This is a genomic window from Pseudomonas sp. X10 (assembly GCF_054889225.1).
In genome coordinates, this window is sequence record NZ_CM142677.1 from 4810013 (window position 1) to 4821640 (window position 11628).

Below are 11628 nucleotides of genomic sequence, written 5' to 3' on the forward strand. Positions count from 1 at the left end.
CCGCCCATGAACAGCGTACACCAACCCATCGTCGACCCCTTGCACCCTTTCATGAACATGACCCTGGCCCAGCGCCTGGCACACTGGGCCAGCGTCCACGGCCCACGTACCGCCCTGGTCGCTGGCGAGCAGCGGCTGAGCTACAGCGACCTCGACCAGCGCGTCTCGCGCCTGGCCGGTGGGCTTGCTGGCCTGGGCATCCAGGTCGGTGACCGGGTCATGTTGCAACTGCCCAACAGCATCGGTTTCGTCACTGCCCTGTTCGCGGTGATGCGCCTGGGCGCCGTGCCGATCCTCGCGATGCCGACCCAGCGCGCCCAGGACATCGAAGCCCTGTGTCAACTGGCAGAACCGGTGGCCTACCTGATCCCGGACCGGGTCCGCGATTTCGACTACCGTGACATGGCCGCCGATATCCAGACGCGTCAACAGTCATTGGCCCATGTGCTGGTCGATGGCGAACCCGGTGCGTTCGTCGCGCTGGCCGCGCTCGATGGCGAGTGTCCGCCGCCGCCCTCGGTGTCGCCGGCCGACACTGCCCTGTTGCTGCTCTCCGGTGGCACCACCGGCACGCCGAAGCTGATCCCGCGCAGCCACGCCGACTACGCCTACAACTTTGCCCACTCCGCCGAGCTGTGCGCCCTTGGCCCTGGCAGCGTGTACCTGGCCGTGCTGCCCTGCGCACACAACTTCACCCTGGCGTGTCCGGGCCTGCTTGGCAGCCTTTCGGTCGGTGCCACGGTGGTGCTGGGCGACAGTCCCAGCGTCGATGCGGCAATGCCCCTGATCGCCCAGGAAGGCGTCAGCCATGTCGCCCTGGTGCCGCCACTGGCGCAGTTGTGGGCACAAGGACGCGAGTGGGAAGACAGCGACCTGTCGAGCCTGAAACTGCTGCAAGTCGGCGGCTCACGCTTGGACCCGCAACTGGCGCGCCACCTGGTCGAAGACCTCGGCTGGCCCTTGCAGCAGGTGTTCGGCATGGCCGAAGGCCTGATCTGCTACACCCGCCCGCAGGATCCGCCCAATGTCGTACTCGGCAGCCAAGGGCGCCCGCTGTCGGCGCATGACGACGTGCGCCTGGTCGATGCCGACCTGGCGCCGGTCGCACCGGGCCAGGTCGGCGAACTGCTGGTGCGCGGCCCCTACACCATCGGCGGCTATTACCGCGCCCCCGGGCATAACGCGCAGAGCTTCACCGCCGACGGTTACTACCGCAGCGGTGACCTGGCGCGCTGGCGCGAGGACGGCAACCTAGTGGTCGAGGGCCGTATCAAGGAGCAGATCCAGCGCAGCGGCGAAAAGATCTCGGCCGCCCTGATCGAGACCCACCTCAATGCCCTGGCCGAGGTGGAGGCAGCGGTCGTGGTCGCGGTGCCTGACCCGCTGCTGGGGGAGCGCATTTGCGCATTCATCCTCGGCGAGCCGCCCGTGGGCCAAGGCCAGGCACTACGTGAGCGTCTGCGCAGTGCGGGGCTGGCCGACGACAAGCTGCCCGACCAGTTCGAGTGGCTGGCCGCCTGGCCGCTGACTGCCGTGGGCAAGATCGACAAGCAGCGCCTGAGCGCCCTGGTACAGTGAGAGGAGCAGTGCGATGAGCATCATCAGAACCGCCGCCGAGTGCCAGAGCCTCGACGATATCCGCCAAGGCATCGACAGCCTCGACCAACGCCTGGTCACGCTGTTGGCCGAGCGCCTGACCTACGTGCAAGCGGCGACACGCTTCAAGGCCGACGTACACGCCATCCCCGCCCCAGAACGCGTCAGCGCCATGCTCGAGGCCAGGCGCCAGTGGGCCAAGGAAGCGGGCCTACCGGTGGATGAGAGCGAGGCGTTCTTTCGCGACCTGATCCACTGGTTCATCAATCAGCAGATCAATCATTGGTATCGGTTGCACCCGCAGGAGACCCCCGCATGAGCCTGCGCCTTTGTGTCGACACGCTGCTGGCGTGCCTTGAACGGGCCCAGGCCCGCAGCGGCGCACACAGGCCAGTACTTGCCTCGTGCTCGCAGCCCTGGCAGGCGCTTGATCCACAGGTATTGTTCGCCGCCAACCGCGACCACCTGCAACCGGCCTGTCTGTGGCAGCAACCGGTGCACGACGATTGCCGCGTAGGGTTGGGCCAGGCGTTCGAACTCAACGCCATCGACGCAGCAAGCTGGTCGAGCCTGCAGGCCCGCTGGCACGCAGTTGCTACAACCGCCGAGGTGCAGGGCGAGCATCGGCCGACGCTGCTCGGCGGCTTCGCCTTCGACCGGCACAAGGCCCGCACCCGCTTGTGGCGCGACTTTCCCGATGCCGCCCTGACCCTGCCACGCTTCGAGCTTCGCCAGCGCGAAGGCCGCACGACACTGGTCATCAATGCGATGGTCAATGCCCACAGCGATTGCCAACACCTTGCCTGGAGCCTGGCCAGGGAGTGGACCCAGGCCCTCGAGCGCCCGGCCCCGCGCGCCCAGCCTGCGCGCACGCCCTATCAGCGCCAGCCGTTACCACACCTGTGGACCCAGGATGTGCGCAATGCCGTCTACACACTGCGCCATGGTGAGCCGAACCTGGACAAGGTGGTACTGGCCCGCGGGCACGCGATGCATGTACGCGAGCCGGTGCAGCATATCCTCGCCCGCCTTGGCCAACGCCAACCCAACGCCTACCTGTTCGCCTTCGCCCGCGGGCGCAGTTGTTTTCTCGGCGCCACTCCCGAGCGCCTGCTGCGGGTGAACCAGCGTACGCTGCAGACCATGGCGCTAGCCGGTACCGCACCGCGTGGCAGCGACAGAGAGCAAGACGTGCGCCTCGGCGCACAGCTGCTGGCCAGCCTCAAGGACAACGCCGAGCACCAGATGGTCGTTGCCAACCTGAGCGAGATCCTGGCACCGTGCTGCACGGCACTGGACATCGCCAGCCGTGCGCAACTGCATCGGCTACCCAATGTCCAGCACCTGTTGACCCCGGCGCAGGGCGAACTCAAGCCGGACATCGGCTTGCTGGAGGTGCTCGAACGCCTGCATCCCACGCCCGCAGTAGGCGGCCTACCGCGCCGGCAGGCGGTGGAATACATCCGCCAGTGCGAACAACTCGACCGTGGCTGGTACGCAGGGCCCATAGGCTGGCTCGACGACAAAGGCGATGGTGAGTTCGCCGTGGCGCTGCGCTGTGCGCTACTCAATGGCGATCAGGCGACGCTGTTCGCCGGGTGTGGCCTGGTAAGTGGTTCGGATCCTGACAGCGAATACCGTGAGAGCGTGCTGAAAATGCGCACCATGCAGGAGGCGCTGATGCCTGGCGTGTCACGGGGGTAGCGCGCTTGGATCGGCGCCCTTGCCGCGCTCGGGATGAGTGGAACCGGGCGGCGATGCAATCATCTTGGTTGTCGATATTTATGAGACCGATTATTCGTTTCAACAATCAATCTGGCCGATAGTTTGAATTATCGAACATCGTTGCCCGACGATGCTCGACTTCGCCATGCTTGGCCTCACACGCAACATCTGGAGCTGCCAGCATGGCCACCGCCCTTCTCACCTCGTTCAAGCAAGGCGCCTACTTGGCGATCCTTGGCTACGTCCTGTTCATGCTTGCACTCACGGCCATCAACGCCCAGGGGTTGTTGTCATGAGCTGGGTAAAATTCTGGGTCATTGCCTTCTTCGTGCTGATCAACAACGGCTGTTCGCTGCTCGGTTTCGCCGATCGCTCGGTGGGTGGCGTGGCCAGGAACGTCGAGTCACGCTCGGAAATCGCCGGGGCAGCCGCATTGCTCTGGGCGCAGAAGACCAGGGCAGTCCTTGTGGGATCGGGCTTGCCCGCAGAAAGAGCGCCGCAATATTCGGCAAATGGGCACAGCGGCTCGGGGTCCGGACAAAGCGCCTCACCATCAATGGAGTTGTTTGTGTAAATGGAATTCTGATAACGATTATTGTCTGATTATTCGAAATCAAGCATCCCTTACTATACGAGCCATATCTCGACCGCGTAGCGCATCACGTGTGGCTTGATCCGGATAGCTCACAGTCTCCCATTCAAAAAAGTTCTGGCGTCAAGTCCTCCGTGCAAATCACGTAGGGCTTGAAACCATATATGGGACAGTAGGTTAGGGATCGTCTGAAGTAGCCATGTCTTTCTGGCTAACTTCAGCCCCCGCCGCTGTTGAAAAGCGGCCAGTCGACCCAAAACACCCAGATCATCCGCTTTTTTCTATGTTGTGAGCCGCTGCGAGCAGCTCGCGGCGGTCACTCCCCGCATTACAGGCGCACCTGTCCTGCTGTGGCCAGCAAATGACGGCGCGCCATCCACAGGTTCGACAGGGCGAACAGCGTCACCAACTGTGCGGTGTTCTTCACCAGCCCCCGAAAGCGCACCTTGGTATAACCAAACTGCCGCTTGATCACCCGGAACGGGTGCTCGACCTTCGCGCGCACTTGGGCCTTGGCCTTCTCGATCTTGCGTTTGGCCTTGTATAGCGCACTGCGTTTATCGAGCTTCTTGTAGGTGCTGCGGCGTGCCGCCACCTGCCAGATAACCTTCCGATCAGCATGCTCCGGACGTTTCTCAACGCCGGTGTAGCCCGCATCCGTACAAACCACGTTCTCTTCGCCATGTAGCAATTTGTCGACCTGGGTAACGTCCGCCACGTTGGCCGCCGTACCCGCCACGCTGTGCACAAGGCCAGACTCGTCATCCACACCAATATGCGCCTTCAGTCGGGTAAAGCAGGGGTGTTACCACCCCTGCCTCCCCTGAGAACCGTACTTGAGAGTCTCCCCTCATACGGCTCAAGCCTTCCAACAGCCTGGATAAGACCGGGCTACCAGACGACGCGCTCTTCGGCGCTCAAGGTAAAACGTCCATACCGGATCAAACGGGTTCGCTGCGCTGCGTATCTTGATATGCCGCACAATCGAGACACTGGCGGCGGCAAAAAGCCAAACCGGTTGGTTCATGCCGCGTGTTTTTTCATTGGAGGTAAAAACCCAGTGCCGTTGACCCACGGTACGAAAGTATCGCTGTTTCACCCAATGGGCACTTTTCATAGGGTGCCGGCGGACAGCCCAGCGCCATAACACCTGCCAAATTCGATGGTCGATCCACGCGAAGCGCTTAGCCGCGACCACATGACGATGATACATGGCCCATCCCCGGATCACCGGGTTGAGAGTCAAGATCAGGTTGGCCTGCGTCGCCGCCTTGTTTCCGTTCGTGATCTCCCGAACCTTATCCAACAGCGCTTTCACACTCTTGCGAGCCGGAGTGATGAGCAGCTTGCCGGTGTACTTGCGTACGTTCTGGCCGAGGAAATCGAAGCCTTGTGAGATATGCGTGATGTGAGTCTTCTCATTTGAGAGCTCCAGGCCTCGCTGTTTCAGGAAGGCCTCGATGGCGGGGCGAACCTGATGTTGCAGTACAGCTTGCGTGGCGCCGGTCACGATGAAGTCATCCGCATACCGTACGACGTGTATTTTGAATGGCTGACGCTGGCGTGCTGTTGCAGCCACGCTTGCGTAGATGACCTCTTCCAGTCCATCCAACGTCCAGTTCGCCAGTATCGGTGAGATGATTCCCCCTTGCGGGGTTCCTGCCTCCGTTGCGAACAAGGCTCCCTGATCGACATACCCCGCAATCGCTTTATCCATGGGCACGTTGGCGAGCAGCCAGTCGTGGCTGATGTTGTCGAAACAGCCGCGAATATCTCCCTCGAGCCCCCATTGTGCTGAGCTGCGTTTCGCCAGAAGATCGTGTCCCGGGAAGTGGTGTAACTGAACCAGCCGAAGGCGCCCTGCGGGCGCCTTCGGCTGGTTCAGTTACACCACTTCCCGGGACACGATCGGCCAGGCCGATGCGAAGTTCAAAGGTGCACCAGTGTTTCCTGCTGCGAGAGCATGAGGTAGGAACACTGTCATCTGCTTCCCTCCGTACAACGGTTGATCAGGTTATTTCGCCATGGAAGACCGCGTGGAAGTCTGCTCGCTTTCGCACCAGGTGATCTTTCAACCTGTATTCACCCTATTACAGGGCGACATTCGCTTTTTCCACATTCCTTTACCCGCAGCATCAACAACTTGCTTTACAGCTCACCTGCCGAAATCGGCAACGCTACGGGCTTACCCTGTTCCGCATGGATTTCCGAACGGGTCGGGCTCCTCGATTCCGCCGGCGGCACCACATCCACGAGGGGCTATCGGTAAGAGCCCCTGCCTGGCCGCACACCTTTTTGGTACAAGCCTGTCAGCATCTTTGGCTTGGCTACTATGACGACGTTTATATGAGGTTCACGTATGTTAGCCGTACCCGTTCATCCCTAGCCCCTCTCCGCCTTGATGCCGGCAGATTCGGTCTGGCCTCGCGGTTCGACCTACCGAGATATCGGCGGTTACATTGTCCCCAGAGCTTCAGACCCAGCTGTTACCGGCCACGCCTGTCTAGGTAGGGAACGAGTGGTGGAACAATCGGTTCCGTCGGGCGTTAACCTGCGGAACAGAAATCCATGCGACTTTCAGGTCGCACTGCCGAAGTAATACTGGTTGCCCTTCTTGGTCTGGTGCATCTCCGGATCGCGCTTGCCGCCCTGGTTCTTGGTCGAACTCGGCGCATGGATCAGCGTAGCGTCGACGATGGTGCCCTGGCGTAGCGACAGACCACGGTCGCCCAGGTAGCCATTGATCACACCGAGGATGCCGGCGGCCAACTCATATTTTTCCAGTAGGCAACGGAAGTTGAGGATGGTGGTTTCGTCGGGGATACGCTCCAGGCTCAACCCGGCGAACTGGCGCAAGATGGTGGTCTCGTACAGCGCTTCCTCCATCGCTGGGTCGCTGCAGCCGAACCAGTTCTGCATCAGGTGCACACGCAGCATCGCCATCAGCGGATACGCCGGACGACCGCCTTCGCCTTTGGGGTAGTGCAGTTCGATCAGGGCGATCAACCCCTTCCACGGTACCACCTGGTCCATCTCGATCAGGAACAACTCCTTGCGGGTCTGTTTACGCTTGCCAGCGTACTCGGCCTCGGCGAAGGTCATCTGCTTCATCGGGAAACTCGGGCAACGGGATCGGCATATTTCACCAGATTCGGGAAGTCTTCTTCAGGATTTCCTTAGCGCGCAACCTTCTGGCCATTGGCGGCCTTGCCAGCGTGCCCCCAACATACTAGCTGGCGCGAAGTCATCTCGCTGATGTCGTTTGATGCAGGCAGAGGGACTGCGTTCACAAACGGGTTATCGACGGTGTCCAGGGTTTTATGGCGGAAAGCCAACCGTCGCCTCGCCTAACCACCTTGCGCGGCAGTTCAAGGTCAGTGAGCCGAACAAGGTCTGGGTGACAGACATCACTTACATCCGCACCTATGAAGGATGGCTGTACCTGGCGGTAGTGCTGGATCTGTTTTCTCGCCAAGTGATTGGATGGTCAATGAAGCCCAGGATGTGCAGCGACCTAGCTATTGATGCATTGCTGATGGCCGTGTGGCGCCGCAAGCCACAGCAGCAAGTAATGATTCATTCAGACCAGGGCAGTCAATTCAGTAGCTCAGATTGGCAAAGCTTCCTGAAGGCCAACAATGTGATCAGCAGCATGAGCCGGCGGGGAAACTGTCATGACAACGCCGTAGCTGAGAGCTTTTTCCAGCTTTTGAAGCGGGAACGGATTCGACGAAAGACCTACGCGACACGTGACGAAGCCCGGAGTGATATTTTCGATACATCGAGATGTTCTATAACCCTAAACGCCGGCACCAGCAGTGCTATGCAGCTGTCTCCATTAGAGTATGAGAAACGCTATTTTCTGAGTTTGGAGAGTGTCTAGGAAACCAGCGGCGATTCATATGGCCCCCTAGGATATGACGAACATAAGCGACAACTGGGCCAATTTCAGAAACCATGGATGATGTAGCAGACAAATCAAGCCTTAGATCGGTACCAGTCGGTCCATAATACAGGCGCTTCTCTTCAAGGTCGTATTCAATTTTACCGCGCAACACCGAGGACTCTATCTAATCAGCGATCGCCCCCAGCTGAGGAAAGGTAACTGCACGGTGTGCCACACGCGACTGTTCAACACCACGAGCGCCGCGCCGGGCCTGCTGGTATTACGCGCCGGCACACTGATGCAAGCGGCTGATCTGGTACCTGCCGCGCATATCTGGACGCGCAGCAAACAGGCATGGATGCCCCTCCCCGACGGTATTCCGAGCTGGCCGCAAAGCCCGACGCCCGAGCAGTTTGCCACCGCCTTGAGCAAGCGCTAAGGCCATTTCAGCGACGGCCAAAATGGCCTGCCCATTGTCAAATCAACAATATTGACGTGAATGACAACGCCCGTATAGGTTAGCCACTAGACGTTGTTTCCCTGTCGCTACCTTGTGAGGTTCGTATGCCTGATCGTCACGCGCTGACCCAGGTGGTGAAAGCCGCTTACGCCGCCTTCGCCACCCGCCAACCGCAGCAGTTGCTGCCGCTCTGCTCCCAAGACTGTTGCTGGCAGGCGCCCGAGTTCACGGCCTTTATGCCCTGGGCCGGCGAGCATCACGGCCATACCGGGGTGCGAGCGTTCATCGCTGAACAGGACCAGCACCTGGAGTTTCTGAGCTTCGTGCCCAGCTCACTGGTGGTGGATGTCACTCAAGGCCAGGTGGTGGCGCTGGATGTGGCGCGGTGTCGGATCAAGGCAACTGGCCGCCTCTACGTCAACCACTGGGCGCACCTGTTCAGCCTGCGCGACGGCCTGATCAGCGATTTCCGTGAATACCCCGACACAGCGGCCCAACTGTCCGCCATTCATCCCGCTCTCCACGGTGCCGTGGCATCCGAGGAACCCGTCCATGACTGAGCCAACTCCATCAGGCCTGCAGGCCCTGCACGCCCTGATCCGCGGTGAACTGCCCAGTCCATCCATCGGCCACACCATGGGCCTCAGCGCGGTAGCCGTGGAGCCTGGGCGCATCACCCTCGAAGCACGTCCCGACGAGCGCCACCTCAACCCGGCCGGCTCCGTACACGGTGGCTTCGCCGCCACCTGTCTGGACGGTGCGGCGGCGCTGGCGCTGTTCTCCACCCTGGAGGCGAACACCCCGCACTCGACGGTCGACCTCAACGTCAAGTATCTGCGCCCGCTGCGCGTCGGTGAGGTCTATCAAGTGCAGGGCTGGCTGGTGGAGCGGACCCGCAGCCTGGCGATTTGCGACGCCCAGGTGGTGGATGACGCCGGCAAGCTCTACGCCAAGGCCACCACGACCTTCGTGGTCAAGGACTAGCACCATGCAGGAACTTATCGTCCGTGGCCCAGGCCAACTGGCCTGGGTGGAAGTCCCCACGCCTACCTTGTCCGGCCCGCGCAGTGCGTTGGTGCGCCCCATCGCCTCGGCCTCCTGCGACCTGGACCGGCGTTTGATCGCCGGGCTCACACCGTTCAAACCACCCTTCGCACTCGGCCATGAGTGTGTGGCCGAGGTGCTGGAAGTGGGCACCGAAGTCAGCAGTGTACGGCGCGGCGACCTGGTATCGGTGCCGTGGAAGATCGCCTGTGGCGAGTGCCGCCAATGCCTCGCCGGTCGCGCCACCGCCTGCACCACGGTACCGCGTCATGCTGCTTACGGGGTGCCAGCCGGTGGCAACTGGGGCGGGCTGTTTTCCGAGGTAGTTCAGGTACCGTTCTCCGACGCCATGCTAGTACCGCTGCCGCCCGGTTTGAACCCTCTGGCCGTGGCCAGCGCCAGCGACAACCTGACCGACGCCTGGGTTGCTACCAGCAGCCCGATCGCGACGCGCCAGGACGCACGCGTTCTGGTGGTCGGTGGTACTGAAAGCCTGGGGGTGCTGGCGGTGCAGATGGCGGTTGCCGCCGGCGCGGCCAGCGTCGATTACCTCGATGACAACAATTACCGTCGCGACCTGGCCCAGCGCAGCGGTGCCAATGTCGAACCGGGACAAGTGCTGGATGAGCGTTACGACGTGGTGGTCTCCGCCACCCGTGACCCGCACGCCTTGTACAGGGGGTTGCTGGCCCTGGCGCCAGGTGGCCACTGCTCGTGCATCGGCATCATCTTCGACGACCCGAAGATCCCATTGTTTGGCCTGTACATGCGCGGCATGACCCTGTCGGTGGGCGCCTGCAATGTGCGCCCGCATATTCCCAAGGTGTTCGACCTGGTCGGCAGCGGGCGCTGCGATCCGCTACTGGTGAGCCCGACCGTAGTGTCGTGCAACGAAGCCACCGAGGCGCTGGTGCAACCCTTGGCCAAATGCATTGTGGTCCGCGAACGCATCACCTGATGGTCTTAATTGAGGCGCTCGGCCAATGCTCGCATCACCAGGGTCCAGGCTTCCTGCCCCGACGTGTCGGTGTGGGCGAACGCCTCACGCAGCGCCTGCCGTTCCAGCTCGGTGGCTTGTTGTTCCAGCGCCCGGCCTTGCTCGGTGAGTGCCAGCAGCTTGAAACGGTGGCGCTCCGGCTGACGTCTGTAACAAACCAGCTCCCGCTCGAACAGGTGAGTCAGCGGCCGGTGAGCCGCCTGTTTGCTCACCCCGAGGGTGGCAGCCAGCTCGCCGACGTTGAGCTCCTCGGCGCGGGCGATGACATACAGCATGCGGTGATGAACCCGCGACAAACCTTCGGTTTGCAGATACACATCGGCCTCCACCGTCAGCCCGCGAAAGCCGAAATGCAACAGTTCGAGAGCGTGGTCGAGCGGTTCCAACGCGTTCATTCGCACCGACGCCGAATTGATCTTCCTGTCTATGACCATGCCATACCCACCCCGATTGACTGTCGCAGAGCCTAAGCCTTTGTGGCCGCCGCAAACAACATCAAGCCGCCCTGTTTAGGAGAGCCCAGCATGCAACTGATCCACGCCCCCTCTTCGCCCTTCGCCCGCAAAGTGCGTGTACTGGCCTATGAAACCGGCCTGCTATCGCGCCTGGAACTGCTCGACACCGCCGTGTTGCCAACCACCCTCAATGCCCAGGTCAACGCCCTAAACCCCCTGGGCAAGGTACCGGTATTACTAACCGACGACAGCGAAGCGCTGTTCGACAGCCGAGTGATCTGCGAATACCTCGACAACCTACACGACCAACCACGTCTGTACCCCGCAGACGCTCCCACCCGCTGGCGCACCTTGCGTCTGGCAGCATTGGCCGATGGTTTGATGGAAGCCGCCTTGCTGATCCGCTATGAGCGCGCCGTGCGCCCCGCTGATCAGCAATGGGACGCATGGATCGAAGGCCAGATCGGCAAGGTCCAGCGCGCGTTACTGGCGTTGGAGGCGCAGGTAAACGACTTGCAGGGTACTCTGGACATCGCCCAGATCACTGTTGCCTGTGCCCTCGGTTATCTGGATTTTCGTTTCGCCGAGCTGGACTGGCGGCGTGAAGCGCCTGCTCTGACCACGTTCCAGGCGATGTTCGCCGCGCGTGAGTCGATGCGCCTGACGGTGCCTGTTTGAAGGTTCGAGTGTAAACGAACAGGCGCGTAACCGACAGGCGCAGTGACCCGACACAGACGAAATCCAAACAATGGGGGAAAAATAATTTACGCCCCCACCGCCCAGGTAAAAAGAGGGTCGCAATTTTGTTGTGGCCGTCCGCTATTGGCCCAGGCTGTGTGAAAACGCAGTAAACACATCGAAAGCTAAGAGTCA

The 11628-nt window shown here is 61.4% G+C and carries 11 protein-coding genes and 3 pseudogenes; 10 read left to right on the forward strand and 4 right to left on the reverse strand.

The features are described 5' to 3' along the window. The first annotated feature begins 6 nt into the window (after positions 1-6). The 4 genes from ACYU03_RS21950 to ACYU03_RS21965 all read left to right on the forward strand — a co-directional run bounded on the left by ACYU03_RS21950 (position 7) and on the right by ACYU03_RS21965 (position 3895). On the forward strand, positions 7-1578 hold the full coding sequence (locus tag ACYU03_RS21950; RefSeq protein WP_461886715.1) for a (2,3-dihydroxybenzoyl)adenylate synthase: 1572 nt from the start codon (positions 7-9) through the stop codon (positions 1576-1578). Positions 1579-1591: 13 nt separating this feature from the next. Beyond that, positions 1592-1915, forward strand: coding sequence for an isochorismate lyase (locus tag ACYU03_RS21955; RefSeq protein ID WP_461886716.1), 324 nt, complete (start codon positions 1592-1594; stop codon positions 1913-1915). Next, positions 1912-3300: an isochorismate synthase gene (locus ACYU03_RS21960; protein ID WP_461886717.1), complete on the forward strand. Its 1389-nt coding sequence runs from the start codon at positions 1912-1914 to the stop codon at positions 3298-3300. The genes ACYU03_RS21955 and ACYU03_RS21960 overlap by 4 nt, the downstream gene beginning before the upstream one ends. Before the next feature lie 313 nt (positions 3301-3613). Beyond that, positions 3614-3895: a hypothetical protein gene (locus ACYU03_RS21965; RefSeq protein ID WP_461886718.1), complete on the forward strand. Its 282-nt coding sequence runs from the start codon at positions 3614-3616 to the stop codon at positions 3893-3895. Between the two features lie 346 nt (positions 3896-4241). Here the strand turns inward: ACYU03_RS21965 and ACYU03_RS21970 are convergent. From ACYU03_RS21970 to ACYU03_RS21980, 3 genes and pseudogenes are all read right to left on the reverse strand, one after another. Beyond that, positions 4242-4700 (reverse strand): annotated as a pseudogene (locus ACYU03_RS21970) (IS5 family transposase); the annotation flags it as partial. Between the two features lie 72 nt (positions 4701-4772). Next, on the reverse strand, positions 4773-5798 hold the full coding sequence (locus ACYU03_RS21975; protein WP_461891526.1) for a reverse transcriptase domain-containing protein: 1026 nt from the start codon (positions 5796-5798) through the stop codon (positions 4773-4775). 704 nt (positions 5799-6502) lie between these two features. Next, a pseudogene (locus tag ACYU03_RS21980) lies at positions 6503-7024 on the reverse strand (IS5 family transposase); the annotation flags it as partial. 148 nt (positions 7025-7172) lie between these two features. Here ACYU03_RS21980 and ACYU03_RS21985 point away from each other — a divergent pair. The 5 genes and pseudogenes from ACYU03_RS21985 to ACYU03_RS22005 form a co-directional block, all read left to right on the forward strand. Then, positions 7173-7796: pseudogene (locus ACYU03_RS21985) on the forward strand (IS3 family transposase); the annotation flags it as partial. A 229-nt stretch (positions 7797-8025) separates the two neighbouring features. After that, complete coding sequence (locus ACYU03_RS21990) at positions 8026-8238, forward strand: GFA family protein (protein ID WP_461886719.1); 213 nt, start codon at positions 8026-8028, stop codon at positions 8236-8238. Positions 8239-8363: 125 nt separating this feature from the next. Next, entirely contained in the window at positions 8364-8819 is a 456-nt protein-coding gene (locus tag ACYU03_RS21995; RefSeq protein ID WP_461886720.1) for a nuclear transport factor 2 family protein, read from the forward strand. Further along, the gene (locus tag ACYU03_RS22000; RefSeq protein ID WP_461886721.1) at positions 8812-9243 is read left to right on the forward strand and encodes a PaaI family thioesterase; all 432 of its coding nucleotides are present in this window, start codon (positions 8812-8814) and stop codon (positions 9241-9243) included. The genes ACYU03_RS21995 and ACYU03_RS22000 overlap by 8 nt, the downstream gene beginning before the upstream one ends. A 4-nt stretch (positions 9244-9247) precedes the next feature. Continuing rightward, on the forward strand, positions 9248-10261 hold the full coding sequence (locus tag ACYU03_RS22005; RefSeq protein WP_461886722.1) for a zinc-dependent alcohol dehydrogenase: 1014 nt from the start codon (positions 9248-9250) through the stop codon (positions 10259-10261). A 5-nt stretch (positions 10262-10266) separates the two neighbouring features. Here the strand turns inward: ACYU03_RS22005 and ACYU03_RS22010 are convergent, their stop codons facing one another. Next, the gene (locus ACYU03_RS22010) at positions 10267-10695 is read right to left on the reverse strand and encodes a MarR family winged helix-turn-helix transcriptional regulator (protein WP_461886723.1); all 429 of its coding nucleotides are present in this window, start codon (positions 10693-10695) and stop codon (positions 10267-10269) included. Between the two features lie 129 nt (positions 10696-10824). Here ACYU03_RS22010 and ACYU03_RS22015 point away from each other — a divergent pair, with 129 nt between their 5' ends. After that, the gene (locus tag ACYU03_RS22015; protein WP_461886724.1) at positions 10825-11433 is read left to right on the forward strand and encodes a glutathione S-transferase N-terminal domain-containing protein; all 609 of its coding nucleotides are present in this window, start codon (positions 10825-10827) and stop codon (positions 11431-11433) included. Positions 11434-11628: the final 195 nt, after the last annotated feature.

What these genes read in the sequence shown, in the direction of transcription:
- ACYU03_RS21950 (WP_461886715.1), top strand. Translation starts at nt 7, where the DNA reads ATGAACAGCGTACACCAACCCATCGTCGACCCCTTGCACCCTTTCATG.
- ACYU03_RS21955 (WP_461886716.1), top strand. Translation starts at nt 1,592, where the DNA reads ATGAGCATCATCAGAACCGCCGCCGAGTGCCAGAGCCTCGACGATATC.
- ACYU03_RS21960 (WP_461886717.1), top strand. Translation starts at nt 1,912, where the DNA reads ATGAGCCTGCGCCTTTGTGTCGACACGCTGCTGGCGTGCCTTGAACGG.
- ACYU03_RS21965 (WP_461886718.1), top strand. Translation starts at nt 3,614, where the DNA reads ATGAGCTGGGTAAAATTCTGGGTCATTGCCTTCTTCGTGCTGATCAAC.
- ACYU03_RS21995 (WP_461886720.1), top strand. Translation starts at nt 8,364, where the DNA reads ATGCCTGATCGTCACGCGCTGACCCAGGTGGTGAAAGCCGCTTACGCC.
- ACYU03_RS22000 (WP_461886721.1), top strand. Translation starts at nt 8,812, where the DNA reads ATGACTGAGCCAACTCCATCAGGCCTGCAGGCCCTGCACGCCCTGATC.
- ACYU03_RS22005 (WP_461886722.1), top strand. Translation starts at nt 9,248, where the DNA reads ATGCAGGAACTTATCGTCCGTGGCCCAGGCCAACTGGCCTGGGTGGAA.
- ACYU03_RS22010 (WP_461886723.1), bottom strand. Translation starts at nt 10,695, where the DNA reads ATGAACGCGTTGGAACCGCTCGACCACGCTCTCGAACTGTTGCATTTC.
- ACYU03_RS22015 (WP_461886724.1), top strand. Translation starts at nt 10,825, where the DNA reads ATGCAACTGATCCACGCCCCCTCTTCGCCCTTCGCCCGCAAAGTGCGT.